General features: G+C 72.0%; 25 protein-coding genes. 8 read left to right on the forward strand and 17 right to left on the reverse strand.

From position 1 onward, the window contains the following. Nucleotides 1-5 precede the first annotated feature (5 nt). Entirely contained in the window at nucleotides 6-752 is a 747-nt protein-coding gene (locus ACWGKI_RS00405; protein WP_380243940.1) for a sulfite exporter TauE/SafE family protein, read from the reverse strand. A gap of 156 nt (nucleotides 753-908) precedes the next feature. On the opposite strand from ACWGKI_RS00405, the gene ACWGKI_RS00410 reads away from it, so the two are divergent. Continuing rightward, nucleotides 909-1,577, forward strand: coding sequence for a Type 1 glutamine amidotransferase-like domain-containing protein (locus tag ACWGKI_RS00410; RefSeq protein WP_452183776.1), 669 nt, complete (start codon nucleotides 909-911; stop codon nucleotides 1,575-1,577). A gap of 14 nt (nucleotides 1,578-1,591) precedes the next feature. Here the strand turns inward: ACWGKI_RS00410 and ACWGKI_RS00415 are convergent, their stop codons facing one another. Next, nucleotides 1,592-2,770, reverse strand: coding sequence for an AI-2E family transporter (locus ACWGKI_RS00415; protein ID WP_452183778.1), 1,179 nt, complete (start codon nucleotides 2,768-2,770; stop codon nucleotides 1,592-1,594). A gap of 160 nt (nucleotides 2,771-2,930) precedes the next feature. Here ACWGKI_RS00415 and ACWGKI_RS00420 point away from each other — a divergent pair, with 160 nt between their 5' ends. Next, complete coding sequence (locus tag ACWGKI_RS00420) at nucleotides 2,931-3,677, forward strand: phosphotransferase family protein (protein ID WP_452183780.1); 747 nt, start codon at nucleotides 2,931-2,933, stop codon at nucleotides 3,675-3,677. Here ACWGKI_RS00420 and ACWGKI_RS00425 read toward each other — a convergent pair. Together ACWGKI_RS00425 and dnaB are read right to left on the reverse strand one after the other, a co-directional pair. After that, nucleotides 3,674-4,078, reverse strand: coding sequence for a RidA family protein (locus ACWGKI_RS00425; protein WP_452183782.1), 405 nt, complete (start codon nucleotides 4,076-4,078; stop codon nucleotides 3,674-3,676). The genes ACWGKI_RS00420 and ACWGKI_RS00425 overlap by 4 nt on opposite strands. Before the next feature lie 135 nt (nucleotides 4,079-4,213). Continuing rightward, nucleotides 4,214-5,584, reverse strand: a complete 1,371-nt coding sequence (gene dnaB / locus ACWGKI_RS00430; RefSeq protein WP_380243945.1) for a replicative DNA helicase — start codon at nucleotides 5,582-5,584, stop codon at nucleotides 4,214-4,216. 433 nt (nucleotides 5,585-6,017) lie between these two features. Between dnaB and ACWGKI_RS00435 the strand changes: the two genes are divergently transcribed. Next, nucleotides 6,018-7,322, forward strand: coding sequence for an MATE family efflux transporter (locus ACWGKI_RS00435; protein WP_452183855.1), 1,305 nt, complete (start codon nucleotides 6,018-6,020; stop codon nucleotides 7,320-7,322). 52 nt (nucleotides 7,323-7,374) lie between these two features. On the opposite strand, the gene ACWGKI_RS00440 is transcribed toward ACWGKI_RS00435, so the two are convergent. Genes ACWGKI_RS00440 through ACWGKI_RS00460 form a run of 5 tightly spaced genes read right to left on the reverse strand, consistent with a single transcriptional unit; the run spans nucleotide 7,375 to nucleotide 13,475 of the window. Beyond that, nucleotides 7,375-8,373 (reverse strand): phosphotransferase family protein, encoded by a 999-nt coding sequence (locus ACWGKI_RS00440; RefSeq protein WP_452183784.1) that lies wholly within the window; start codon nucleotides 8,371-8,373, stop codon nucleotides 7,375-7,377. Further along, nucleotides 8,370-10,301, reverse strand: coding sequence for a beta-L-arabinofuranosidase domain-containing protein (locus tag ACWGKI_RS00445; protein WP_452183786.1), 1,932 nt, complete (start codon nucleotides 10,299-10,301; stop codon nucleotides 8,370-8,372). The genes ACWGKI_RS00440 and ACWGKI_RS00445 overlap by 4 nt, the downstream gene beginning before the upstream one ends. An 11-nt stretch (nucleotides 10,302-10,312) precedes the next feature. Continuing rightward, nucleotides 10,313-11,233 (reverse strand): carbohydrate ABC transporter permease, encoded by a 921-nt coding sequence (locus ACWGKI_RS00450; protein WP_452183788.1) that lies wholly within the window; start codon nucleotides 11,231-11,233, stop codon nucleotides 10,313-10,315. Next, nucleotides 11,230-12,174, reverse strand: coding sequence for a carbohydrate ABC transporter permease (locus tag ACWGKI_RS00455; RefSeq protein WP_452183790.1), 945 nt, complete (start codon nucleotides 12,172-12,174; stop codon nucleotides 11,230-11,232). Before ACWGKI_RS00455 ends, ACWGKI_RS00450 begins: the two co-directional genes overlap by 4 nt. An 11-nt stretch (nucleotides 12,175-12,185) precedes the next feature. After that, nucleotides 12,186-13,475, reverse strand: a complete 1,290-nt coding sequence (locus tag ACWGKI_RS00460; RefSeq protein WP_452183792.1) for an ABC transporter substrate-binding protein — start codon at nucleotides 13,473-13,475, stop codon at nucleotides 12,186-12,188. Between the two features lie 162 nt (nucleotides 13,476-13,637). Between ACWGKI_RS00460 and ACWGKI_RS00465 the strand changes: the two genes are divergently transcribed. Next, nucleotides 13,638-14,636 (forward strand): LacI family DNA-binding transcriptional regulator, encoded by a 999-nt coding sequence (locus tag ACWGKI_RS00465; RefSeq protein ID WP_452183794.1) that lies wholly within the window; start codon nucleotides 13,638-13,640, stop codon nucleotides 14,634-14,636. 15 nt (nucleotides 14,637-14,651) lie between these two features. Here ACWGKI_RS00465 and ACWGKI_RS00470 read toward each other — a convergent pair whose 3' ends face one another. Next, nucleotides 14,652-14,960: a hypothetical protein gene (locus tag ACWGKI_RS00470; protein ID WP_452183796.1), complete on the reverse strand. Its 309-nt coding sequence runs from the start codon at nucleotides 14,958-14,960 to the stop codon at nucleotides 14,652-14,654. A 181-nt stretch (nucleotides 14,961-15,141) separates the two neighbouring features. Between ACWGKI_RS00470 and ACWGKI_RS00475 the strand changes: the two genes are divergently transcribed. Together ACWGKI_RS00475 and ACWGKI_RS00480 are read left to right on the forward strand one after the other, a co-directional pair. Continuing rightward, the gene (locus tag ACWGKI_RS00475; protein ID WP_452183798.1) at nucleotides 15,142-16,440 is read left to right on the forward strand and encodes a sensor histidine kinase; all 1,299 of its coding nucleotides are present in this window, start codon (nucleotides 15,142-15,144) and stop codon (nucleotides 16,438-16,440) included. Continuing rightward, nucleotides 16,428-17,093 carry a LuxR C-terminal-related transcriptional regulator gene (locus ACWGKI_RS00480; protein ID WP_380243998.1) on the forward strand — a complete coding sequence of 222 codons (666 nt, stop codon included), beginning with the start codon at nucleotides 16,428-16,430 and terminating at the stop codon, nucleotides 17,091-17,093. The genes ACWGKI_RS00475 and ACWGKI_RS00480 overlap by 13 nt, the downstream gene beginning before the upstream one ends. A gap of 62 nt (nucleotides 17,094-17,155) precedes the next feature. On the opposite strand, the gene rplI is transcribed toward ACWGKI_RS00480, so the two are convergent. The 5 genes from rplI to ACWGKI_RS00505 form a co-directional block, all read right to left on the reverse strand. Further along, a complete protein-coding gene (gene rplI / locus ACWGKI_RS00485; RefSeq protein WP_380243997.1) occupies nucleotides 17,156-17,602 on the reverse strand; it encodes a 50S ribosomal protein L9 in 447 nt (148 codons plus the stop codon). A gap of 19 nt (nucleotides 17,603-17,621) precedes the next feature. After that, on the reverse strand, nucleotides 17,622-17,858 hold the full coding sequence (gene rpsR / locus ACWGKI_RS00490; RefSeq protein WP_100422261.1) for a 30S ribosomal protein S18: 237 nt from the start codon (nucleotides 17,856-17,858) through the stop codon (nucleotides 17,622-17,624). A gap of 88 nt (nucleotides 17,859-17,946) precedes the next feature. After that, the gene (locus ACWGKI_RS00495) at nucleotides 17,947-18,498 is read right to left on the reverse strand and encodes a single-stranded DNA-binding protein (RefSeq protein WP_380243996.1); all 552 of its coding nucleotides are present in this window, start codon (nucleotides 18,496-18,498) and stop codon (nucleotides 17,947-17,949) included. A 105-nt stretch (nucleotides 18,499-18,603) separates the two neighbouring features. Next, entirely contained in the window at nucleotides 18,604-18,894 is a 291-nt protein-coding gene (gene rpsF, locus ACWGKI_RS00500) for a 30S ribosomal protein S6 (protein ID WP_380243995.1), read from the reverse strand. 157 nt (nucleotides 18,895-19,051) lie between these two features. Beyond that, nucleotides 19,052-21,586, reverse strand: coding sequence for a transglycosylase domain-containing protein (locus ACWGKI_RS00505; protein WP_452183801.1), 2,535 nt, complete (start codon nucleotides 21,584-21,586; stop codon nucleotides 19,052-19,054). A gap of 311 nt (nucleotides 21,587-21,897) precedes the next feature. Between ACWGKI_RS00505 and ACWGKI_RS00510 the strand changes: the two genes are divergently transcribed. Both ACWGKI_RS00510 and ACWGKI_RS00515 read left to right on the forward strand, forming a co-directional pair. Then, the gene (locus tag ACWGKI_RS00510) at nucleotides 21,898-22,572 is read left to right on the forward strand and encodes a PadR family transcriptional regulator (RefSeq protein ID WP_380243993.1); all 675 of its coding nucleotides are present in this window, start codon (nucleotides 21,898-21,900) and stop codon (nucleotides 22,570-22,572) included. After that, nucleotides 22,569-23,660 (forward strand): inositol-3-phosphate synthase, encoded by a 1,092-nt coding sequence (locus ACWGKI_RS00515; RefSeq protein ID WP_452183803.1) that lies wholly within the window; start codon nucleotides 22,569-22,571, stop codon nucleotides 23,658-23,660. Before ACWGKI_RS00510 ends, ACWGKI_RS00515 begins: the two co-directional genes overlap by 4 nt. Before the next feature lie 86 nt (nucleotides 23,661-23,746). Here ACWGKI_RS00515 and ACWGKI_RS00520 read toward each other — a convergent pair whose 3' ends face one another. Both ACWGKI_RS00520 and ACWGKI_RS00525 read right to left on the reverse strand, forming a co-directional pair. Next, complete coding sequence (locus ACWGKI_RS00520) at nucleotides 23,747-24,814, reverse strand: Gfo/Idh/MocA family protein (RefSeq protein ID WP_452183805.1); 1,068 nt, start codon at nucleotides 24,812-24,814, stop codon at nucleotides 23,747-23,749. Next, entirely contained in the window at nucleotides 24,811-25,914 is a 1,104-nt protein-coding gene (locus tag ACWGKI_RS00525) for a Gfo/Idh/MocA family protein (RefSeq protein WP_452183807.1), read from the reverse strand. The genes ACWGKI_RS00520 and ACWGKI_RS00525 overlap by 4 nt, the downstream gene beginning before the upstream one ends. Nucleotides 25,915-25,917: the final 3 nt, after the last annotated feature.

Raw genomic sequence — 25,917 nt, forward strand, 5'->3', positions numbered from 1 at the left:
CGCGGTCAGAGCAGGAGCAGGTTGAGCGCCGCGAGCGCGACGAGCACCGTGACCAGGCGCTCGAAGAGGCGCTGGTCGACGTGCCCGATGACCTTGCGCCCGATCCACGTCCCGACGAGCACGACCGGCGCGAGCACCGCCCACAGGGCGACCGTGTCGGCGCGCACGATCCCGACGCCGACGGCGACCGGCAGCTTGATGACGTTGACGGTGAAGAAGAACCACGCCGTCGTGCCCAGGAACCGCCACTTCTCGTAGCCGGCCGCGAGGAGGTACAGGCTCATCGGCGGGCCGCCGGCATTGGCGACCATCGTCGTGAACCCGGCGAGGCCGCCGTAGCCGAGCGTGGCGGTGCGCGTGTCGGCGCGCAGCCGGTCGCGCCACAGGTTGAGCACCAGGAGGGCGAGCAGGATCGCGCCGATCGTGCGGCGCATGACCTCGTCGCTGACCAGGTTGAGGAAGACGGCGCCGAGCGCCACGCCGACGAGCACCGGGGCGAGGAGGCGCCCGATGACCCGGAAGTCGGCGTGCCGGCGGTACGCCCAGATGGCGACGAGGTCGCCGGTCACGAGCAGCAGGAGGACGGCGCCGGTGGAGTCCTTGGCGGGGATGACGAGCGCCATGAGCGCCGCGGCGATCATGCCCAGGCCGCCGAGCGCCGTCTTCGAGAATCCGACGAGCAGCGCGACCAGGGCGGCGACGGCCCAGCCCGTCCACGGCAGTCCGGCGATCAGCGGGGCGGGTTCGAGCACCGGGGAAGCGTAGTCGCGGTGGCGGCCGGGAGCGTGCGGGCGTTCATCGCACGCGGTAGGACGCGGCGTCCACGGACGACCGGGTGCGGTGCGATGAGTCCGCCGACCACCCGGGGTCTACGTCTCGTCCGCCCCTCGTCCGAGCCAGGAGACACGATGCGACTGCTTCTCACGTCCGGAGGCGTCCGGAACACCACCATCCGCGACGCGCTGGTCGACCTTCTCGGTCGGCCCGTCTCCGAATGCAGCGCCCTGTGCATCCCCACCGCGCTGTACGGGCACCCCGCCGTCGGGCCGGGACCGAACGTGCGCGGGTTCATCTCCGGCACGAGCGACGACATGACCGGACTGGGCTGGAAGTCCGTCGGCGTGCTCGAGCTGACCGCCCTCCCGAGCATCGACGAGGACCTGTGGGTGCCGAAGGTCCGCGACGCCGACGTCCTGCTCGTCTCCGGCGGCGACTCCCTGTACCTGCACCACTGGATGCGCGAGTCCGGCCTCGCCGACCTCCTGCCCGAGCTGACCGACACCGTCTGGGTGGGCATGAGCGCCGGAAGCATGGTGCTGACGCCGCGCATCGGGCAGTACTTCGTCGAGTGGACGCCGCCGTCGGGCGACGACACCACCCTCGGCGTCGTCGACTTCTCGATCTTCCCGCACCTCGACCACCCGATGCTGCCTTACAACACCATGCCCGCCGCCGAGAAGTGGGCCGCCGGGCTCGGCAACCCGGCGTACGTCATCGACGACGACACCGCCATCACCGTCGTCGACGGCGAGGTGGGTGTCGTCACCGAAGGGCACTGGACGTACCTCGGCGGTTGAGCGGCACGACGACGTCAGACCGTCTCGGCGCGCTTCTTCCTGGCGAACCGCGCGGGCAGGTCGGGCCCGTCCCACACCTGGATCGCGCGCCAGACGGACGCGGCGATCGGCACGGCGAGGACGGCTCCGGTGATGCCGGCCAGGACCGTGCCCGCCGTGAGGGCGAACAGGATGACCAGGGGGTGCAGGCGCAGCGTCCGCCCCATGACGACCGGCTGGAGCAGGTCGCCCTCGAGCTGGTTCACGACGATGACGATCGCCACCACGACGAGCGCCTCGACCGGTCCGACGGCCACCAGGGCGACCAAGGCCGCGAGGATGCCGGCCAGCGTGGCCCCGACCAGGGGGATGAACGCGAGCAGGAAGACCAGCACGGACAGCGGGATGACGAGGGGCACGCCCACGATCGCGAGCCCGATCCCGATGCCGACCGCGTCGACCACCGCCACGATCGCCGTCCCGCGGACGTAGCCGCCCAGCGTGCGGATCGTCGCCGCGCCGACCCGCTGCCCCCGCTCGTACCGGTGCCCCTCGAACGGGCGGAGCAGGAACTCCCACATGGCCGGGCCGTCCTTCAGGAAGAAGAACAGGACGACGATCATGATGAAGAAGCCCGCGACGAAGTCGGCGGTCTGCGAGACGCCCGCGATGGCGCCCGAGCCCACGGCGTCAGACTGCAGCAGCCCCACGGCGGACTCGCGCACGGAGGCGATCTGCTCGTCCGAGACGTCGAAGGGCAGGTCCTGCACGTACGTCTGCAGGGAGTCGAAGCCGTCGAGCGCCTGGCTCTGCAGCTCGTCCCACTGGTTCGCCACCGCCCGCACGACGAGCCACACGATCCCCGCCAGGAGCGCGACGAGCGTCAGGAGCGAGATCCACGTCGCGAGGAGCGACGGCAGACCGCGGCGGCGCAGGAGTGCGACCAACGGCGAGATGGCCGCCGCCAGCACGAGCGCGATGAGGACGGGGATCACGACCAGGGTCAGGCGGGTGCCCACGAACACCAGGACGCCGACGACCGCGATGATCGCGAGGAGCTGCAGCGAGCGCGTCCCCACGCGGCCGAAGCCGTCCGACCAGAGCCGGGAGGCGCCCCCTGCCGCCGGCGCGTCGGGACCCGCCGGTGGCCGCGCCTCCGCGACGGTCACCTCGCCGGCCGGACGGACCGGGTGCCGCGTGCGGCGACCGAACATCGCTCTCCTCCTCCGCTGGGTCCGGCGGGCGCCGGGACTGCGACGCTATGGCCCAGCGGCGCTGGTCGCGCGGCGACGACGGCCCGCCCTCGGGCCGGGCGGCCACAGGGCCACGACAATGGTGGCGACTTCGAGAGTCGTTCCGACCAGGATGACGGGCATGGATGAGGTCGCGGTCGTCGTCGCCCACCGCCAGCGCGCGACCCTGCGCGTCGGCGACGTGTTCCTGAAGGTCGACGGCGACCCGGCGCACGCCGAGACCGAGGTGCGGGCGATGGCCCTGGCTCCGGTCCCGACCCCCGAGATCCTCTGGCACCGGCCGCCCGCGCTCGCGATCGCCGCCGTGCCCGGCACCGCGCTGGGCCGCCTCGGTGAACCGTCGGTCGCGTCCTCAGCGGCGTGGGCGGCGGCGGGTGCGGCCGTCCGCAGGCTGCACGAGGCGCCGTTGCCGCCATGGCCGGGGCGTCGGCTCGACGACGTCGCGGCGGAGCTCGACGCCGAGTGCGCCTGGCTGCTCGCCCACGCCGTCCTGCCCGCCGACGTGATCCGGTGCAACCGCGAGATCGCCGAGGCTGCCCTGCGCCCGTGGGCGCCGGTGTTCATCCACGGGGACCTGCAGCTCACCCACGTGTTCGTCGACGGCGCTGAGGTGACCGGGGTGATCGACTGGTCCGAGGCCGCCCCCGGCGACGCCATGTTCGACCTCGCCATCCTGACGCTCGGTCACGAGGAACGCCTCGACGACCTGTTCGCCGGCTACGGTCCCGGCGCCGATCGTGACGTGATCCGCGCCTGGTGGTCGCTGCGCAGCCTCGTCGCGGCGCGCTGGCTCATCGAGCACGGCTTCGACCCCGACGCACCGGGGTGCGAGTTCGACGTCCTCCGAGCCCGCATGCAGGACACCTAGGACGCGTCGCGGTCCCGTTGCTGAGGGGCGTGGTACGCCATCATGCGGATCGAGACGAGAACCCCAGGGATCACGGCGCCGAGCTTGGCCGCGTACCGGGCCGGAGGATCGCTCGGGAACCATCGGGCGTACTCCTCGTTCATCCCGGCGAAGTCGTCCGGGTCCACCAGCAGCACTCCCACCTCGACGACGTCGTCGAGCGTCGCGCCGGCGGCGTCGAGGACCTCGCGACAGTTGGTCAACGCCTGGCGGGTCTGCTCCTGGATCGTCGGGCCGGCAAGAGCGCCCGTCGAGACGTCGACGCCCACCAGCCCCGACACGATGACGAACGGACCGGCCTTCACCGCCTGGGAGAACAACGGTGAACCGGGAGCCGTGGTCGTGCTGACAGGCTCGCGCATGCTCTCCAGCCTGCGCGCGGCCTGGGCGGTTGTCCAGACTGGAGGGGCGACAGAGCGACGAGGACGATCGACGCGCGGCGACGAGGACGAGGGCGGCAGTCGTCACCGCCCCTTGTCCACAGGTGTCGACGACCGTCAGGACTGCATGTCCACGAACCGCGAGTAGTGGCCCTGGAACGCGACGGTGATGGTGTCGGTCGGGCCGTTACGGTGCTTGGCGACGATCAGGTCGGCCTCGCCCGCACGGGGGGACTCCTTCTCGTAGGCGTCCTCGCGGTGCAGCAGGATCACCATGTCCGCGTCCTGCTCAATCGAGCCAGACTCACGCAGGTCGGACATCGCGGGTTTCTTGTCCTGGCGCTGCTCGGGACCACGGTTCAGCTGCGACAGGGCGATGACAGGGACGCCGATCTCCTTCGCGAGGAGCTTGAGCGCACGCGAGAACTCGGAGACCTCCTGCTGGCGCGACTCGACCTTCTTGCCGGAGGTCATCAGCTGCAGGTAGTCGATGACGACGAGCTTGAGGTCGTGCTTCTGCTTGAGCCGGCGGCACTTGGCGCGGATCTCGGTGAGCGACATGTTCGGCGAGTCGTCGATGAACATCGGCGCCTCGGACACCTTGCCCATCACCTTCGCGACCTTCTGCCAGTCGTCCTCGCCCATGGAGCCGTTGCGCAGCTTCTGCAGGTGCACGCGCGCCTCGGCGGAGAGCAGACGCATCGTGATCTCGTTGCGGCTCATCTCCAGCGAGAAGACGACGGACGCCTGCTGGTGCTTGATTGACGCAGCCCTGGCAATGTCAATTGCCAGCGTTGACTTGCCCATTGCAGGCCGGGCGGCGATGACGATCATCTGCCCGGGGTGCAGGCCGTTGGTGAGGCGGTCGAGGTCGGCGAAGCCGGTGGGCACGCCCACCATGCCCTCGCCGCGGTTCCCCGCAGCCTCGATCTCGTCCATCGTGCCGCCGATGATCTCGGAGAGCGGCAGGTAGTCCTCGGAGGTCTTGCGCTCGGTGACGGCGTAGATCTCGGCCTGTGCGGTGTTGACGATGCCCTCGACGTCGCCGCCGTCGGTCGCGTAGCCGAGCTGCACGATCTTGGTGCCGGCCTCGACGAGGCGGCGCAGCACCGCGCGCTCCTGGACGATGCGCGCGTAGTAGCCCGCGTTGGCGGCGGTGGGGACGCCGGCCATGAGGTCGTGGATGTACGGGGCGCCGCCGACGCGGGCCAGCTCGCCGCGCTTGGTGAGCTCCGCGACCACCGTGATGGCGTCAGCGGGCTCGCCGCGGCCGTACAGGTCGATGATCGCGTCGTAGACCGCCTCGTGCGCGGGGCGGTAGAAGTCGTTGCCGCGGATCTGCTCGACGACGTCGGCGATCGCGTCCTTGGAGAGCAGCATGCCGCCGAGCACGCTCATCTCGGCGGCGACGTCCTGAGGAGGGGTGCGGTCGAAGGTGGCGCCGGACGACGCCCCCTGATAGCCCGCTTCGAGCTCCTCGATCGACATGCTCACCCCGCTCCCCCGCCGCTGCCGGCATCCGGTCCGTCACCGGACATCGACTCCCGCTGTCAGGTCCACGTTCTACCGTGGGGCACTGACACCGCGGACGACGCTAGGCGCGCCCACGACCCTGCGCAACGGCCACTGTGGACACACCTGTGGACAGTGCTGTGGACAGGGGGGTCGTGCCTGTGCACGGGCGGTGGACAGGCATGTGCACAACTGGGGATATCGGCTGTGTACAACTTCTGGCAGGCCGCTGACCTGCGGCTTCGCTACCCTCAGGCTGTGGAGGAAAAGAAAGTTGGGTGACGTGCACCGCACCCCCGATCCGGACCCCGGACACCCTGGCGCCACCCCTTCTTCACCGACGCCTCCCGACGGTCACACACCGGACGACGTCCCCCAGACCGTTGTCCACAGGGCCGACCGGCGCCGGATCGACCGTGACATCCTCGCCCTCGCGCTGCCCGCGCTCGGCGCCCTCGTCGCGGAGCCGCTGTTCGTCCTCGTCGACAGCGCCGTCGTCGGCCACCTCGGCACGGACCAGCTCGCCGGACTGTCGGTCGCCTCGACCCTGCTGGTCACCCTCGTGGGGCTGTGCGTGTTCCTCGCCTACGCCACCACCGCCGCCGTCGCCCGGCTCGTCGGCGCAGGCCGCACGCGCGACGCGCTGCAGTCCGGCATCGACGGCATGTGGCTCGCCCTCGGCCTCGGCGTCGTGCTCGCGGCCCTTCTCGCCGTCGGCGCGCACTGGGCGGTCGGGGCGATGGGCGCCGGGCGCGACGTCGCGGAGTACGCGGCCACGTACCTGCGCTGGTCGGTGATCGGGCTGCCCGGGATGCTCGTCGTCCTGGCGTCGACCGGCGTGCTGCGCGGTCTGCAGGACACGCGGACGCCGCTGTGGGTCGCGTCGACGGGAGCGGTCGTGAACGCGATCCTGTCGGTCGTGCTGGTGTACGGCGCGGGGCTGGGCATCGCAGGCTCGGCCATCGGCACCGCCGCGACCCAGCTCGGCATGGCGGCGGTGCTCACGATCGTGGTGGTGCGGGGCGCGCGACGCCACCACGCGTCGCTGCGCCCGCACCACGCCGGCATCTGGGCGAACGCCCGAGCGGGGGCACCGCTCTTCGTCCGGACGGCGTCGCTGCGACTGGCGATCCTGCTGACGGTGGCCGTGGCGACCAGCCTGGGGGCGGCGGCGCTGGCCGGCTACCAGGTCGTCAACAGCCTGTGGGGGCTGGCGGCGTTCGCGCTCGACGCCCTCGCGATCGCGGGTCAGGCCCTGGTGGGTCATGGGCTCGGCTCGGGCGACGTCGACCGGGTGCGGGCGGTGCTGCGCCGCTCCCTGCAGTGGGGCGTCGGCGCGGGCGTCGTCCTCGGCGTCGTGTTCGCCGTGTCCGGGTGGTGGGTCGCGCCGCTGTTCACGTCCGACCCCGACGTGCGCGTCGCGATCACCGCCGGTCTGGTCGTGACCGGCGTCCTGATGCCGATGGCGGGCTGGGTGTTCGTGCTCGACGGCGTCCTCATCGGGGCCGGTGACGGCCGGTTCCTGGCGTGGGCGGGCATGCTCACGCTCGTCGTCTACGTGCCCTTCGCCCTCGCCGTACGGGCATGGGCACCCGACGGCGCGATCGGGCTCGCGTGGCTCTGGGGCGCGTTCGCCGGCGTCTTCATGCTGGCTCGCGCCCTGACGACCGGGCTGCGAGCGCGGGGGGACCGCTGGATGGTGACGGGCGCCTGACGTCGCCGGACCGTCATGGACGTGTCGACGGACGGGCGGGCAGGGGCGGCACCTACCAGGCGAGGCCGTCCAGATGGTTGTGGCCGGACAGCAGGCGCGCGACGCGGACCCGCGCCGCGGCACGGCCGTCGGGCAGCGGGTGGTGCGCGGCCAGGCTGAGCTCCCCGTACATGTCGTAGAAGTTCAGGCGCTCGCGCAGGTGCTCGCGCTCGAACAGCTCCGGATATGCGCCGTGCAGCCATCCGGGGACCTCCGCCAGCGTGGTCTCGTCGAGCCCTCGGGCGTCCGGCGTGGGCGGGAACTCTCGAGCTCTCGCGCACCACCGGAGGATGGTGTCGAGCTCGACGTCGGCCGGCTGGGCCACCGCCTCCGCGAAGTCGATCAGGCCGGTGACGCGTCCTCGGTCGACGATCAGGTTCGATCCGTGCAGGTCGCCGTGGACGAGGACGTGCCGGTCGGCGGCGAACAGGGCCAGCCGCTCCCGGACCCACGCGTCGACGTCCGCGAGCAGGCGCGGGTCGTGGTCGGGCTGCCGCCGGGCAGCCTCGACCTGCCGGAGGGTCGCACCGACCACGGGCGGGTGGAACGCCGGCCACGGGCCGCCGGAGAGCGCACCGGTCAACCAGGGCGGCATCAGGTCGGCGGGAGCGGCGACGCGGTGGAGCGCGCGCAACGCCGAGCCGAGGCTCTCGATGATCGACCGGCGCGTCCGCAGGTCCGCCGTGGGCCACGCGTCGTACAGGGACCGGCCGGGCAGACGTTCGGAGACCGCCCACGGCCCGTCAGGGCCGTCGCCGTGGGCGAGGTGCCGGGCGTGCGGCACCTCGCTGCCGGCGAGCAGGTCGACGATCCTCGCCTCGTGGCGATAGGCGTCGCGGAACCGCTCGTCGGTGTTCAGCCGGACGACGACGGCTTCACCGACCCACGCCGTGCTCACCCAGCCGGCCTTGCGCACGAATCGTCCCGTCGCCGGGAGACCGGCCGCCTCCAGGATCCGCAGCAGCACCGGATCGAGGGGCGGCCCGTCGCCGACGGCGGCAGCCCTCGTCATGCCTGGGCGTACTGCGGGTCGTCCGGGTCGTCGCGGTCGGCCCAGCTCCCGACGACCGGGAACTCGGCCACACGCAGGCGGGCAAGGCCGTAGGGCACGAGGGTGACGTCGTCTCCTGCGCCCCGCTCCAGCAGCGGGCTGGGAGGCGGGGGCGGCGCGTCCACGCCCTGTGCCCGCCACTCGGTGGCCCGGGCTCCCGGCGCGTGCACCTTGACCGGCGATCCCTCGCCGGGCCGTGGGCCCGTCAGCCCCCACGGGACCTCCCGTACGGCAGTGCGCTCCACCTCCCACGACGCGGCGTGCGCGACGTCCGCCAGAGCCTTGTTCCACGACGTGCGGCGGTGGACCTCCCACTCGCCGAGGCCGGGCGCTCCCGGCACCTCGACCCAGTTCTCGCCCAGCGGGTGCACCATCGACAGCGGCCCGAGGAACACGGCAGCGGCCTGGCGCGCCCGGCGCACGACGCGCGGGGCCATCGGCAGCACGAGACGCACGTCCGCGCCGCCCGCCCACGAGCGCCGCACGGTCACGTACCCGTCCACCGGCACGACGTCGACAGCCTCTCCGTCCACAGTGAGGTCGAACGTCGTCGCCCAGCCGGGCACCCGCAGCTGCAGGTCGAAAGGCTCGACGCGCTCCGTGTCGACGACGACGCCGATCGTCTCCTCGAACGGGTAGGCGGTCTCGACGGAGACGGTCACCGGGTCGCCGCCGACGTCGGTGCGCACCACCGCAGGCGCGTATGCGACCGCGCGCAGGCCGCCGTCGTCGGCCCGCATCCACAGGTTCCGCACGAACTTCGGCCATCCCTGGTGGAAGTTCGCCGTGCAGCACCCGAAGTGCGGCTCGAGGCCGAACAGGTTCGCGTCGTCGGAGGAGAACGACCAGTCACGGCGTGCCACCGACACCTCGAGCTGGGTCGCCTGCTGGTGGTACTGGTGCGCCAGCATGCGCGGGTCGCACGACGCGGGCAGCAGGTTGAAGGCCAGCGACTCCAGCCGGTCGCCCTGCACGCCGTCGCCGAACGTGGCGGCGAGCACCCCGCAGGTGAACATCATCTCGACGACCTGGCAGGTCTCGATGCCGGCCGCCGCCTCCGGGCCACCGAGCCACTCGTCGCCCGAGAACCAGCCGTGCGCCTGCCCGTGCCAGCGGTCGAGGTTCGCGAACGAGCGCTCCGTGGCGGCCCGGTGCGCGTCGTCGCCGTCGCGCACCCAGTCGACCGCACCCTTCTTGAGGCCCATGGCGACGTTCGGCCCGTGGATGCGGTGCGAGAAGACGCGCGCCGCCCCGGTGATGAGGTCGCCGCCGAGGTAGTCGTCCCACTGGATCGTCTGGACGTCGAGAAGGTCAACGAGGTCGAGCAGCCACTCCTCGCCCGTGCGGTGGTGCAACCACCACACGGACAGGGCGTTGTCGGCGCCGCGCGCCCTGCCCCACGAACGCAGCGGACGGCCCGGGAGGTGCTCCAGCTGATGGCGGAAGTACCGCTGCAGGAACGGCACGACACGCTCGTCGCCCGTGGCGTCCGCGTGCTGGGTGAGGACCTTGAGGGCGACCATGCGCGGCCACCAGTCGTCGTTCGTCGTCGGGCCGAAGAAGCCGTCCTCCCGCTGGGAGGCGAGGATCGCCTCGACCCAGGGCTGCACCTGCGCGAGCAGCGCCTCGTCCTCGAGCACGTGGGCCAGCGGCAGCAGGCCGTCGAGGTAGTACGGGCCGCGCTCCCAGTCCTCCCCCTCGGCGCCGCCGCGCCAGGCGTTGGTCGGACCGACGTCGGGCCAGATCTTCTCGAGCTGGCCGGTCAGGCCGTCGGCCTGGAGGCGGAGCTGGTCGCGCAGCCAGCCGCGCGGGGTGATCGCGCCGAGAGGCAGCTCGCGCCCGGCGGGGGCCCGCGACGTGGTGCCCGACGGCGTGGCAGGAGTGTTCACGGTGGAACCTTTCACTTGATCGAACCCCCGATGAGGCCCTTGGTGTAGTAGCGCTGGAGCGCGAGGAAGAGGATGACGACGGGGACGGTCGCGACGCAGGCGGTCGCCGTGAGGAGACCTGGGTCGACGATCTGCACGCCCGGGATCTTGAACGACGTCGTGATGTTCGTGAGCGCAAGGGGCAACGTGTACTTGTCCTCGCTCGACAGGAAGACCACGGAGCTCAGCAGGTCGTTCCACCCCGCCATGAAGCCGAACAGGCAGACCGTGACGACACCCGGCCACGCGAGAGGCACCATGACGGACCGCAGGAGCCGGCCGAGGCCGGCGCCGTCGAGCTGCGCCGCCTCCTCCAGCTCCACGGGGATGCCGTCGAGCGTGTTGCGCATCACGAACACGGAGAACGGCAGCTGGAGCGTGACCAGGACGAGGACGACGCCTGTGAGCGAGTCCAGCAGGCCCAGCTTGCCGAGCACGATCGACAGCGGGGTGAGGAGGCCTTGGTACGGCACCACCATCGGCCCGAGGAGGACGACGAAGACCAGCGCCGCGAGCGGGAACCGCAGGCGGGAGAGCGCGTACCCCGCGAGCGTGGCGACGAGCCCGGTCAACAGCGCCACGCTGATCGCGACGACGAAGGAGTTGCGCACGTAGGTCGTGATGCCGACGGACGGGTCGAAGATCCGCGCGTAGTTCGCTGCCGTGAGGTCGAGCAGCGACCCCCAGCCGATCCCGTCGGCGTCCGCGGACGGCGGGAGGAACGAGCGCAGCGCGATGTACAGGACGGGCGCGAGGGACGCGAGCGCCAGGACGGTACCGCCGACCAGGTAGGTGGCCGAGGACAGCGATCGGTGGCCGCCGCCCGCCCTCGGCTCGCTCCCTCGACGGACGGGGGCGCCGGCGCCTGTAGTGGTCCGGGTGAGCGTGGTCATGACTGCGCCTCCCCGCCACCCGCCCGCAGGGCGCGCAGCTGGATCACGGCGAGCGCGAGGATGATCGCCGTGATGATCATCGACAGCGCCGCCCCGTAGCCGAGGTTGTACCGCACGAACGACTGCGCGTACGTGTACATCACGGCCGTGGTGGTGGCGCCGCTCGGGCCGCCCTTGGTGAGCACGAAGAACTGGTCGAACACGAGCAGGGTGCCCGACACCGCGAGGATGAGGCACAGCGCGAACTGCCGGCGGATGAGCGGGAACGTCACGGACACCTCCCGGCGCCACCAGCCCGCCCCGTCGATCTTCGCCGCGTCGTACACCTCACCGGGAACCGCCTGCATGCCGGCCATCAGCAGGATCATCGCGACGCCCATGCCCTTCCAGACCGTCAGCGCGACGATGGCCCAGAACGCGCGCGTCGGGTCCGTGAACCAGGCGGTCTGCCCGTCGGACAGGCCGAGCGACCGGAAGAGCACGTTCAGCACCCCCGTGCCCGGCATGAGCATCACGGAAGCCATGTAGGCGGCCGCCGTGAAGCCGATGACGACCGGCACGAAGAACGCGGTGCGAACGAACGACACCACACGTCCTTCGCCGCGCACCATGACCGCCGCGGCGTAGGAGACCAGCAGCGACAGCGGCACGAGGGCGACGGTGAAGAGCACGGAGAACAGGAGGGCGCGCGCGAAGGTGTCGTCACCGAGCGCCCGCGCGTAGTTCGCCAGGCCGGCGGGACGCACCTGGCCCAGCAGGGGCCAGTCGGCGAACGACATGACCACGAGCAGGACGAGCGGGACCACGAAGAAGACGAGGGAGAGCAGCAGAGCCGGGGAGACCAGCAGCAGGCCGAGCGCCGCCCTGCGGCCGGCGGCCCGGCGGCGTCCGACGCCGGGCCGCGGCAGAGCGCGCGTCACGGGAGCGTGTGCGACGACCATCGGAGATCGCCTCAGCCCACCTGGTTGTACGCGTCGGCGATGAGCTGGTCCGCCTGCTGCGTCGCCTTCTCGAGCGCGGCCTTCGGGTCGGCGCCCTGGAAGATCGCCGCCTGCGAGTTCTGCGCCCACGGACCGTTGGGGTCGTTGATGGTCGCGAAGTAGGCGATCGACTTCGGGAGCTTCCCGACGGCCAGCGAACCGACCCGGTTCGTCGACCACTCGTCCTCGGCGAGGTCGTCGGCGAGCTTCAGGTCGGGCGCGATCCAGCCGGCCTCGCCGTTGATCGTCGCCGCCTCGCGGTCGGTGACGAGCCACTCGAGGAGCGTCCAGGCCTCGTCCGGGTGCTCCGAGCCGAGCGGGATGGCGGCCTGGTTGCCGCCCAGGAACGACGCGAGCTCGCCGTCGCTGCCGGGGATGCCCGCCGCGGAGCCGAACTCGTCCTCGTGCCCGGCGAACACGTTGGCGCCGGTGAACATGATGCCCACCTTGCCCGCGAGGGCGTTCTGGCTGCCGACGTTGCCCGGGTCCTGGTTGGGCTCGTCGGTCGGCTGCATCAGCCCCGACTCCCACATGTCCTGGTACCAGGACACCATGCCGACCATCGCCGGGTCGTCGAAGGTGCTCGTCTGGTCCGGTCCCGCCTCGGTGAAGACGTCCCCGCCGTCCGCCCACCCGCTCGGGAACCCCGTGAACGCCTGCCCGACGCCGCCGATCGTCGAGAAGCCCGTGATGTCGTCGCCCAGCGCCTGGATCTTCTCGGCGTAGGCCTTGACCTGGGCAAGGTCCTTCGGCGGTGTGTCGGGGTCGAGCCCCGCCTCGGTGAAGAGCTTCTTGTTCCAGAACATCTGCGAGCCCGTGAGGGCCACCGGCAGGGAGTACACGGCGTCGTCGAGCGTGCCGATGTCGACCCCCGCCGTGGCGACGTCGGAGAGGTTCGGCAGCCCGTTCGCCTTGTCCGTGATGTCGAGGAGCTGTCCCTGCGTCGCCAGCAGGGGCGCGTTGATGATGTCGAAGTCGATGAGGTCCGGCACCGAGCCGGCGCGGATGGAGTTCGCGAACTTCGTCAGGTACTGGTCGTTGTTGACCAGGGTGACGTCGACCGCGATGTCAGGGTGCGCCTTCTCGAAGGCCGCCACCTGCTTGTCGAGGGAGTTGTCGCCGTCGCGGGCCCACACGTCGAGCGTGACGGGCCCGCCGTCGCCGGCACCGTCGTCCGCGCCGCACGCGGCGAGCACGGGGGTGGCAGCCAGGGCGGTGACCACGAGCAGGGCCAGCCTGCGTCGCCGGAGGGAAGGCTTCATCGTCGATCTCCTTCGTCGGGAGACGTGCGGCAACTGTGCCGCGCGTTTCCGGCAAACTATTCCGTTGGTTGCCGTGCTGTCAACGGCACAGGCGGCCCAACCTGCCCTATGATGCGGAAACGTTGCCGTCATGAGGGTCGGCAGAGCGAGGGAAGGACGGGCATGGCGCACGGACGCGTGACGTTGGCGCAGGTCGCCGAGTCCAGCGGTGTCTCGGTCGGGACGGTCTCCAAGGCGCTCAACGGCCGCGGTCAGCTGAGCGACGACACCCGACGGCGGGTCCTCGACGCCGCCGCGGCGCTCGGCTTCGAGCCGGGTCCTGACGCGCGCGCCCAGGCGGAAGGGCGTTCGTTCATCGTGGGCGTGCTCTCGACCGACTCCTACGGCCGGTTCACCATCCCGATCCTCACCGGCGCGGAGGACACCTTTGGCGCCGGTGAGATCTCGATGCTCCTCGCCGAGAGCCGGGGCGACCCGATCCGCGAGCGGCACTATGTCCAGACGCTTCGCAGCCGTCACGTCGACGGCATCATCGTCGCCGGCCGCACCAGCGACGCGCGGACGTCGATCACGTCGCTCCTCGGCGTCCCCGCGGTGTACGCGCTGTCGCCGTCCCAGGACCCGGACGACGTCTCCGTGGTCCCGGACGACGCCGGCGGCGCCGCCCGGGCGATCGCGCACCTCGTGGGCACCGGCCGTCGTCGCATCGCCGTCGTCGTCGGCCCCCGGCGCCACACGGCGAGCAACCACCGCGTCGAGGGCGCGACCCGTGCCCTCGGCGAGCTCGGGGCCGAGCTCGCCGGGGGCGAGGTGCTGTACGGCGAGTGGACCGAGCGGTGGGGCTACGAGGCGGCGCGCCGGCTCCTCGAGACCACCACGTTCGACGGCGTCTTCTGCGCGAACGACCAGATCGCGCGCGGCGTCCTCGAGTGCCTGCGCGAGAACGGCGTCGACGCGCCCGGCGCCGTGGGCGTCGTCGGCGTCGACAACTGGGACGTCATCGTCGAGGCCGCCCGGCCCAGCATCACCTCGGTGGACCTCAACCTGCGGGCGGTCGGCCGCCGCGCGGCCGAGCTGCTCGTCCGCAAGATCGGCGGGGAGGACGTACCGGGCGGCGTCGAGCTCGTCGACTGCATCCTCGTGCCCCGGCTGTCGACCTGATCGCCCAGGCCGCCGTCAGGCGCGACCACGCCGGCCGGTGCCGCGGCGGCGCCTGGCCCGGTCCACGACGAGGTACCCGGCCGCGACCACGGCCGGCACCCCCGAGACGAGCTGGAGCAGCAGCGGCGGACCGGGCACGTCCGGCAGCTCGGGCCACCACGCGGTGAGCTCCTGGAACCTCGGGACCGCCGCGATCACCTGGGGCGTGACCAGCAGGAACGCGACGGCGACGTTGACGAGCACCCCGACCACCAGCGCGGTCCACGCGACCAGCCGGAGCCCTAGCCCCGGGCTGTCGTACCGACTCTCGTCGACCTCGGCCATCGTTCCCTCCTCCCGACGCCGCACCGTGCGGCGTCTCGTTCGACGCTAGGCATGCGCGTGCCCGCGACCCATCCCGCCTGCTGCCGTCTCCGCGGTGGTGCAGGCGCTACCTTTGCCGCCGTCGGGCGCCGCCGACGAGGGCCGTCGCCTACGGTGGGCGGGACGACGAGGGGGCGGAGTGGTGCGGAGGAACGCGGCGGGGGCCATCACCGGCAGACGGCTGCTCCCGGCCGTCGAGACGATCGGCGGCGGGCTCGTCACCCAGGCTCTGGCCTTCGTCGCCACGCTCGTCTTCCTGCTGGTGGCCCTCACCTCCCTGGTCGGCGTCGGGCTGCTCGCCTGGCCGGCCACAACCGCTCTCCTGCGCCGTGTCGGCACGCTGGAGCGGTCCCGGCTGGCGCGTGCCGGCGTCACCGTCGTCTCCCCCTACGGCCTGGCCCCGGCGAGCGGGTCCCCGGTGCGCGGCACCGCACGGACGACCGTGCTCCGCGACCCCGCGACGCGCCGTGACCTCGCCTGGTGCGTGGCTCACGGGACCGTCGGCCTCCTGCTCAGCGTCCTGGTCCTCGTCATGGTCGTCCTCGCGCTGCGCGACCTGACCTTCGTGCTGTGGTGGCGGCTGATCCCCGCCGGCGAGGCCGGGACCGCCCTCGGCCACCCCGTGACCACCTGGGGCGGAGCCCTCGCCGTCCTCGCGGGAGGAGCCGCCTGGTGCGTCGCGGTGGTCGCCGTGGCCCCCGCCGTCGCCGCCCTCGAGGTACGTCTCGCCCGGTCGCTCCTCACGCCCTCCCCCTCCGTCGACGCCTCGCTCCGGGTGGCGGAGCTGACCCGCTCCCGGGCGGCGGCGCTCGACGCCCACACCGCGGAGCTCGAACGGATCGAGCGCGCGCTGCACGACGGCGCGCAGAGCCGCGTCGTCGGCGTCAGCGTCATGCTCGGGGTGGCGCACCGCCGCGTCGCCGCGCTCGCGCCCGGGGCGGACGTGGGCCCCGCCCTCGACGCCCTCGGCGCGGCGCAGACGGCCGCCGAGGAGGCCCTCGACCAGCTGCGCACCGTGGTGCGCGGCATCCGGCCGCCCGTGCTCGCGGAGCGTGGGATCGAGGGCGCCCTCGCGGGGCTCGCCGCGTCGACCGACGTCCCGTGCCGCGTCACGGCCGCGGTGGCGACGCCCCTCCCCGCGGCCGTCGAGTCCGCGCTGTACCACGTCGCGGCTGAGGGCCTGGCCAACGTCTCCCGGCACGCCTCGGCCACGTCGTGCTCCGTCGACCTCGCGCCCGCCACCCGGGACGGGGCGCCCGTGGCGCGTCTCGTCATCGAGGACGACGGCGTCGGCGGTGCCACGGTCGGGGGCGGTCACGCCGGCGGCACGGGGCTGCGCGGCATCGCCGCGCGCGTCCGGGCCCTCGACGGCTCGATGCGGGTCACGAGCCCTCCGGGCGGCCCCACGCGGCTGGAGGTGGAGGTGCCGTGCGCGTCCTGATCGCCGAGGACGACACCCTCCTGCGCGAGGGCCTGCGGATGCTGCTCGACGGCGAACGGCACGACGTCGTCGCCGCGGTCGGCGACGGCGAGGCCCTGCTGGGCGCCCTGCGCCGCGAGCTGGCCGCGGGGCGCACCGTGGACGTGGCCGTCCTCGACGTCCGCATGCCGCCGACCCACACGGACGAGGGGATCCGGACCGCCGTCGCCGCCCGTGCGCTCCGGCCCGGCATCGGTCTCCTCGTCCTGTCCGCGTACGTCGAGCAGGCCTTCGTGACCGACCTGCTCCACGACCGTTCCGGGGGTCTCGGCTACCTGCTGAAGGAGCGGGTCGGGCGGGTCGACGACTTCCTGGCGAGCTTCGCCCGGGTCGCGGCCGGGGGGACGGCGGTCGACCCCGAGGTGGTCGCGCAGCTGCTCGTGCTGCGCTCGCGCGGCGACCCCCTCGCCCCGCTCACGCCCCGGGAGCTGGAGGTGCTCGGCCTCATGGCCGAGGGCCTCGGGAATGCCGCGATCGCCGCGCGCCTCGTCGTCTCGGCCGGCGCCGTGCACAAGCACGTCCGCTCGATCTTCGCGAAGCTCGGGCTCGCCCCTGACGACGACGCCGACCGCCGGGTCATGGCCGTGCTGCGCTACCTCGCGGCCCGGCGCTGAGACGCACGTCGGCCCGGCCCCCTCGCAGGGGACCGGGCCGACGTGCGTCAGGTGTCAGGCGTTCAGCCGGCGACGACCTTGACGGAGATCTTCGCGGAGACCTCGGGGTGCAGGCGCACCGACACGGTGTACTCACCGGTCGTCTTGATCGGCTGGCCGATCTCGATCTTGCGCTTGTCCACCTGCTGGCCGGAGGCGGCGACCGCGTCGGCGATGTCACCGGTGGTGACGGCACCGAACAGACGGCCGGACTCACCGGCGTGCGCCGTGACGACGACCGTCTTCGCGTTGAGCGAGTCGGCCACCGCCTTGGCCTCGTCCAGCGTGGCGATCTCGCGGGCCTTGCGAGCCTTGCGGATCGCGGAGACCTGCGACTCGGCGCCCTTGGTCCACGGGGTGGCCAGACGGCGCGGGATGAGGAAGTTCCGGGCGTACCCGTCCTTCACCTCGACGACGTCGCCGGGCTCACCAAGACCGGTGACCTCGTGGGTCAGGATCAGCTTCGACATGATTCAGTGATCCTTCCGGTCAGCGGGCCGAGGACGAGTACGGCAGCAGCGCCATCTCACGGGCGTTCTTCACGGCACGGGCGATCTGGCGCTGCTCCTGGACGGAGACGCCGGTCACGCGACGCGCGCGGATCTTGCCGCGGTCGGAGATGAACTTGCGCAGCAGCGCGGTGTCCTTGTAGTCGACGGACTCGATCTTGGCCGTCTTGAGCGGGTTGGCCTTCTTCTTGGGCTTGCGCACCACAGGCTTCGCCATGGTGTTGCTCCTTCTCAGGTGCAGTCCTCACGTCACGCCGGCCGCGAGGCCGACGTCGGAGGACAGGTGATCTGGGGACAGGCGTCGATCAGAACGGGGGCTCGTCCGAGAACCCGCCACCGGAGGAGGCGGGACCGGCCGTGGCCCACGGGTCGTTGCTCTGACCGCCGCCGGAAGAACCGAAGCCTCCGCCGGGCTGGCCGCCACCCTGGGGGCCGCCGTAGCCGCCCCCCTGGTTGCCGCCGCCACCGCCGAAGCCGCCGCCGCCACCGGAACGCTGGGCGCGGGTGACCTTCGCCGAGGCGTACCTCAGCGACGGGCCGACCTCGTCGACCTGCAGCTCCACGACGGTGCGCTTCTCCCCCTCGCGGGTCTCGTACGAGCGCTGCGTCAGACGGCCCTGCACGATGACGCGCATGCCCTTCGTCAGCGTCTCGGCCACGTTCTCCGCGGCCTCGCGCCAGACCGAGCAGGCGAGGAACAGCGCCTCGCCGTCCTTCCACTCGTTGGTCTGACGATCGAACGTGCGCGGCGTGGACGCGATGCGGAAGTTGGCGACGGCAGCCCCTGACGGGGTGAAGCGCAGCTCCGGGTCCGCGACCAGGTTTCCGACGACCGTGATGACGGTCTCACCAGCCATGCCAAGCTCCTTCGTTCGTCCGAGAGTCGTGAGGGGATCCCATCACGGGGCGCCGACATCCCGAGGGACGCCGCCCGCGACGGGGGCAGAGATTCGGTTCAGGTCTCAGCGGGCGTCGGTGCGCAGGATCTTGGTGCGCAGCACGGCCTCGTTCAGGCCGAGCTGGCGGTCCAGCTCCTTCGCGGTGTCCGGCGTCGACGTGAAGTCGACGACGGCGTAGATGCCCTCGGAACGCTTGTTGATGTCGTACGCCATGCGGCGACGACCCCAGATGTCGACCTTGTCGACGGAGCCACCCTCGGTCGAGATGACCGACAGGTACTTCTCCAGCGACGGGGCCACGGTGCGCTCCTCGACCTCCGGGTCCAGGATCACCATCAGCTCGTACTGACGCATGTGTTCAACCCACCTCCTCTGGTCTCAGCGGTCACGGTCGTTCCGTGACAGGAGGGTTCATTCGTGCGTCGGCCGCACCCCACCCCGGAACGGTCCGAGACGGTGGGCACAGCCAGTCGACCAGGATACCCGCTGGTGCGGGCGTCCCGGAAATCGGTCAGTTGTCGTCGATCCCGCCGAGGAGGCCGTCGCCACCGTCGTCGGTGGGCGTCGAGGTCGGCGTCGGGGTCGGGGTCGTCTGGTTCCCGTTGCCGTTCCCGTTGCCGTTCCCGTTGTCCTGCGGTCCCTTGGACACGACGATCGTCACGGTCGACCCGGGGTCGACGCTGGTGCCGGAGCCCGGGTACATGGCGATGACCTGGCCCACGGCCTGGTCGCTGAACTCCTCCTGCACCTTCGCCTTCAGCTGGCCTCCGTTGAGCGCCTGCTCCGCGGTGGTGCGGGGCATCCCCACGACGTTCGGCACCACGACCTGAGCGGGCTGGTCCGGCTGACCGGTCGAGACGACGAGCGTGATGGTGGTGCCCTTCGGCACCTCCTGGCCCGCCCCCGAGTACTGCAGCACGGTGCCCTTCGGGTCGTCGCTGTTCTGCGCCTGGGTGCGCACCTTCAGCCCCAGCTTCTCCAGCTGTGTCGTGACCGCCGCGACGTCCTGCCCGATGAGGTTGTCCGGGACGGTGACCGTCTCCTCCTCCGTCTCGGAGGGGGTGGGCGTCGGCGTGTACGTGGGCTGCGGCGGCACGTACTCGGGGAACTCCTCGACGTCCATGCCGTCGGTCGCGACCTCCATGAAGTCGGTCCACGCGCGCACCGGCCAGGAACCACCGGTGATCTCCGGGTAGTCGCCGAACGGGTGGATCTGGTCCTGGCCACCCATCTTCCCGGCCTCGAGGTCCAGGGTCGTGTACTGGCGCAGGCCGACGACGGTGGTGAGCTGCGGGACGAAGCCCGCGAACCACGCCGACTTGTTGTCGTTCGACGTGCCGGTCTTGCCGGCGACGGGGCGGCCGAGCTCCTGGGCGGGCTCGCCGGAGCCCTCCTCCACGACCTTGGTCATCGCGTACGTCGCGGCCGTGATGGCGTCCGCGTCGAACTCCTTCTTCTGCTCCGTCGGCCCCTTGTAGACGACGCTGCCGTCCAGGGTGGTCACCTTCGACACGACGTGAGGCGTCGTGCGGTAGCCGCCCGCCGCGATCGTCGAGTACGCCCGGGCCAGGTCGATCGGGTAGACGTCAGCCGTGCCGAGCACGTTCGACGGCACCGGGTCGATCTGCGTGCTCTCCCGGATCCCGGCGCGGTGCGCGACCTCCGCCGTCTTCTTCGGGCCGATCTCGATGTTGAGCGCCCCGTAGACCGAGTTCACCGAGTTCGCCGTCGCCTTGGTGAGGTCGATCTGCCCGTAGCTGTACCCGCCGAAGTTCTGCGGCTCCCACACCTCCCCGGAATCCGGGTCCTTGTAGTAGAACGGCGAGTTGCCGTCGTACTTCTCGTCGAGGGTGTGCCCCTCCTCGAGCGCGCCGATGAGCGTGAACGGCTTGAAGGTCGACCCGGCCTGCACCGTGTCCTGGGTGGCCGTGTTGAGCGACTGCTTGACGTAGTCCGGCCCGCCGTACAGCGCCTTCACGGCGCCGGTCTGCGGGTCCATCGACACGAGCGACATGCGGGTCTTCTTGCTCGCCTTGCCGTAGGGGCCGTCCTCGTGCAGCGACTTCTCGACGTCGACCGCGGCGTTCTGCAGCTTCTGGTCGATCGTCGTGGTGATCTTCAGGCCGCGGGTGTCGAGGTCCTCCTCGGAGAACGGGCCGTCGGGGTTGCTGTCGGTGCGGATGAGCTCCTTGCGCACCGCGGCGAGCAGGTACCCCTTCTGCCCGCCCCAGGTGTTCGTCGCTTCCTTCTTCTTCTGGAACTTGGGGAACTTCGCCTTCGCGTGCTCGTCCGCCGTGATGTAGCCCTGCTCGTACATCCGGTTGATGCCGCGTTCCCAGCGGATCTTCGCCTGCTTCTCGTTGACGGACGGGTCCCAGTTGTTCGGCGAGGGGATGATGCCGGCGAGCAGCGCGGCCTCGGACGGCGTGAGGTCCTTGGCGTCCTTGTCGAAGTACTCCTGCGACGCCGCCTGGATGCCGTAGGTGCTCCGGCCCCAGTAGATGGTGTTGAGGTAGTTCTCCAGCACCTCTTCCTTGGGCTGCGTCTGGGCCACCTTGAGCGCGATGATCGCCTCGCGGGCCTTGCCGGCGTACGACTTCGTGGTGTCGATGTAGTACCGCTCCACGTACTGCTGCGTCAGCGTGGACGCGCCCTGCGTGGTGCCGCTCGTGAGGTTCGTGTAGGCCGCGCGGGCGATGCCCTTGACGTCGACGCCGCTGTTGGTCCAGAACGTCTTGTCCTCGGACGCGACGACGGCGTTGCCGACGTACGGCGGGAGGTCGGCGAGCTTGACGAGCTCGCGCTTCTGCTCGCCGTACGTGCCCATGGGCTTGCCGTTCGACCAGTAGACGGTCGTGGCCTGGTCGTTGACCGCGGAGAGGTTGTCCGGGATCGTCGTCGTGCTCCACGCGGCCACGAACAGGCCGGCGCCGAGCGCCACGCCGGTGAGGCCGGTGCCGAGCACGATGCGCCACGAGGGCAGCCAGCGCTGCACCGGGCCCTTGTTCGGGCGCGGGTAGTTCCAGAAGCGACGTCTCCTCGCCACGTCAAGCCTTTCGTCGTGCGGGACCGGCAGCGCTCTCGATGGGCGCACGCCGGCCTGCGGACCACAGGGAACACTAGGCGATGCCGAACGGCCGACGGGAGTCCCCGCGGCCTGGGGCGACGGTTTGCGCCGACCGTCCCCACCCCTCTGGCCTGCGCTTCGCGGAACCTTCACAACTCGCCGGACGCGCCGCCGGGACGCCTGGCGTTGCACGACCATGTCGACGAGTCCTATTCTCGCGATGTATCGACTCGATACGTCGTGACGACGGGTCGGCAGGGACGGACAATCGGACAGGGAGGGGAACCCTCGTGCGCAGCAGGTCTGTGGTGCTCGAGACGGCCATCCTCGGCCTGCTCAACTCCGCCCCGCTGCACGGGTACGAGCTGCGCAAGCGGCTCAACCTGCTGCTCGGCTCGTTCCGCGCGTTCTCCTACGGCACCCTCTACCCGGCGCTGAAGTCTCTCGTCGCCCGCGGCCTCATCGAGACCACCGAGCGCGAGGCCCCCGCGGCCGCGGTCCGGACGCCAGGGACCCGACAGCCCGGTGCCAGGTCTTCGGGCAAGGCACCGCTGTCGGGTCGGCGCGGGCGGATCGTGTACCGGCTGACCGCGGACGGCAAGGAGCATCTCCAGACCGTCCTCGCGTCGTCGGGCCCGGCCGCCTGGGAGGACGAGAACTTCGACGTCCGCTTCGCGTTCTTCGCGCAGACGGACGCCGAGACCCGCATCCGCATCCTCGAAGGCCGGCGCACCCGGCTCACCGAGCGGCTGGAGGCGGTCCGAGAGTCCGCCGCACGCACCCGCGAGCGGCTCGACGAGTACACCCTCGAGCTGCAGCGCCACGGGCTCGAACAGGTCGAGCGCGAGGTGCGCTGGCTCGACGGACTCATCACCACGGAACGCGACCGTGCTCTCGGCCGCGCCCGCGACCACAGCGCCGGGGTGCAGGACGCCCCGGCCCAGAGAAACAAGGAGCGAGGATGACCTCCGTCCGCGTTGCCATCGTCGGTGTCGGAAACTGTGCATCGTCCCTGATCCAGGGCGTGCACTTCTACCGTGACGCCGACCCCACCGACACCGTCCCCGGCCTCATGCACGTGCAGCTCGGCGACTACCACGTCCGGGACCTGGAGTTCGTGGCGGCGTTCGACGTCGACGCGAAGAAGGTCGGGTTCGACCTCGCCGAGGCGATCCACGCCTCGGAGAACAACACCATCAAGTTCGCCGACGTGCCGCCCACGGGCGTCGTCGTCCAGCGCGGCCACACGCTCGACGGCCTCGGCGACTACTACTCGGCCACGATCGACGAGTCGGACGCCGAGCCGGTCGACGTCGTGCAGGCCCTCAAGGACGCGAAGGTCGACGTCCTCGTCTCCTACCTGCCCGTGGGCTCCGAGGAGGCGGACAAGTTCTACGCGCAGTGCGCCATCGACGCGAAGGTCGCCTTCGTCAACGCGCTGCCCGTCTTCATCGCCTCCGACCCCGAGTGGGCCAAGAAGTTCGAGGACGCCGGCGTGCCGATCGTCGGCGACGACATCAAGTCGCAGGTCGGCGCCACGATCACGCACCGCGTGCTCGCGAAGCTCTTCGAGGACCGCGGCGTCGTGCTCGACCGCACGTACCAGCTGAACGTCGGCGGCAACATGGACTTCAAGAACATGCTGCAGCGCGACCGCCTCGAGTCGAAGAAGGTCTCGAAGACGCAGGCGGTGACCTCCAACCTCACCGGCGCGCTCGGCGGCAAGAAGGAGGACCGCAACGTCCACATCGGCCCGTCGGACTACGTCGCGTGGCTCGACGACCGCAAGTGGGCGTACGTCCGCCTCGAGGGCCGTGCGTTCGGCGAGGTGCCCCTGAACCTGGAGTACAAGCTCGAGGTGTGGGACTCCCCCAACTCGGCCGGCATCATCATCGACGCCGTCCGTGCGGCCAAGATCGCGCTGGACCGCGGCGTCGGCGGCCCGATCCTCTCGGCGTCGACCTACTTCATGAAGTCCCCGCCCGTGCAGATGGAGGACACCGCGGGCCGCGCCCAGCTCGAGGCGTTCATCAAGGGCGACGTCGAGCGCTGACCGCGGCGTCCGGCTCTCGGACGGCACGACCGCACGACCACGGAGCCGGGCACCGCACGCGGTGCCCGGCTCCGTCGCGTCCGCGCTCAGCCGGCGAGGCGCACGACCTCGCCGCCGGCGGCGGCGGACTCCTGGGCGGCCGCGACCACGCGCAGGGTCCGCAGGCCGGCCCGGCCGTCCGGGCCCGGCGTCGTCCCCGTGCGGACGCAGTCCAGGAAGTGCTCCAGCATCAGCCGGTCCAGGTTCTCGCCGAACCCGAGCCAGGCCTGGCGCGTCCCGCCCGCCACGAGGCCGCCGACGTGCGCGCCGAACGGGTCGATCTCGACCGTCCCGCCCGTGCCCACGAGCTGCAGGGTGAGGCCGCCCCAGGTCGCCGCGCCGTCCGGCACGGACCAGGAGCAGTCGATCGTGACCTCCGCGCCGCCGGCGTACGTGAGGCTCACCAGCCCGCCGGTCTCGGCGCGCACCCGCGGGTCGTCCCCGTGCAGCACGCGGTTGGTCACGGCGCGGACGGCGACCGCCTCCTCGCCGAGCAGGGCGTCGAGCAGGTCGGCGACGTGGACCACGTGGTCCGCGAGCGCCCCGCCGCCGGCCAGCTCCGGGTCGGTGAACCATGCGCGGCCCGCCGGGACCTTGCCGTTGTTCGTGCCCGTGCCTCCCAGGACGGTGCCGAGGGTCCCCGCCGCGACGAGGTCGCGCAGCGTGGCGAACTCGGGGCTGAACCGCACGGGATAGGCGGTCATGAGGCGCACGCCGGCGGCGTCGCACGCCTCGACCATCGCCTCGGCGTCCTCGACGCGGGTGGCCAGCGGCTTCTCGCACAGCACGTGCGCACCGGCGGCGGCAGCGGCGAGCACGACGTCCCGGTGGCGGGCGTTCTCCGCGCAGACGATCACCGCGTCGGGGCCCCATGCGAGCGCCTCGGCGTACGTGTCGACGTAGGGGGCGCCGTGCTGCGCGGCGAACTCGGGGCCGCGCAGCTCGTCGTCGGGGGCGGTGGCGGAGTCCGGGTCGGCGGTGAGGAGCTCGACATCGGGCCGGTCGCGCAGGAGGGCGATGTACGACGCGGCGTGCACGTGCGCGAACGACAGGACGGCGACGCGTAGGGCGCGGGCCTCCCCGGCGGTCGGGGCGTGGGCGGTGCGGGCGGTCATGCTCGGCTCCCGGTGGTCGCGAGGGCGGCGGTGGTGGGTGCGGGCACGGGGGCGTCCCCGAGCTCGCGCGCCCGGGCGGCGGTGTCGACGGCGACGGGCCGGCCGGAGGCGATCGAGGCCAGGGCGGCCTCGGCGAGGTCGACGGCGATGACGCCGTCGACGGCGCTGACCCGCGGGCGACGCGGGTCGTCGGCGGCCAGGGTGGTCGGCGACGCCGCGAACGCCGTCGCGAGCTCCCGGATCTCCGTGAGGTAGGGGCTCTCCCCCGCGGCGGGTGCGGGCCGGTCCTGGCCGCCGGTCGGGACGGGAGGCAGGTCGGCGCGGACGCCGCCGGCCGACGCGGAGTCGAAGCTCAGCACCCCGGCGTCGCCGGCGACGTGGAACGACGTCCGGAACGTCGTGTGCGGCGCGCCCCACAGTCCGCGCACGTGGGTGATCGCACCGCCCGCGTGCGTGAGCACCACGTGCGCCAGGGTGTGCGGACGGCCGTCCTCCTGCAGGGACCGCCGCGTCGCGTAGACGGTGGTGACCTCGCCCGCGACCCACCGGGCGAGGTCGAGGTCGTGGACCATGAGGTCGAGGACGACCCCGCCGGAGAGGGCGTCGTCGGCGAACCACGGCGACCAGGCGGGGAACGTGCCGCCGCGGGCGAAGCGGAGGACGGCGGGCGTCCCGATCTCGCCCGCCTGCACGGCGGCCCGCATCAGCGCGTACTCGGGGAAGAACCGCACGACGTGCCCGGGGTAGAGCTGGCGGTCGGCGGCGCGCGCCGCCTCCAGGAGCGCGACCGCGTCGGCCGAGGTGCGGCCCAGGGGCTTCTCGCAGAGCACGTGGCGGCCGGCGGCGAACGCCGCGGAGGCCACCTCGAGGTGCGTGGGCGTCGGGGTGACGACGTCGACGACGTCGACGACGTCGAGGAGCTCGGCGAGCGTGGCGACCGCACGCCCGCCGTGCGCGGCGGCGAGCTCGGCCGCGCCGTCGACCGAGTGGACGACCACGTCGGCGCCGAGGGCGCGCCACGCCGGGGCGTGGGCCCGTGCGATGCCGCCGGCGCCGACGAGGCCGACGGTGAGGGTGGGGGAAGGCTCTGCGGCAGTCATCGT

It is taken from the genome of Isoptericola sp. NPDC055881 (genome assembly GCF_053615895.1).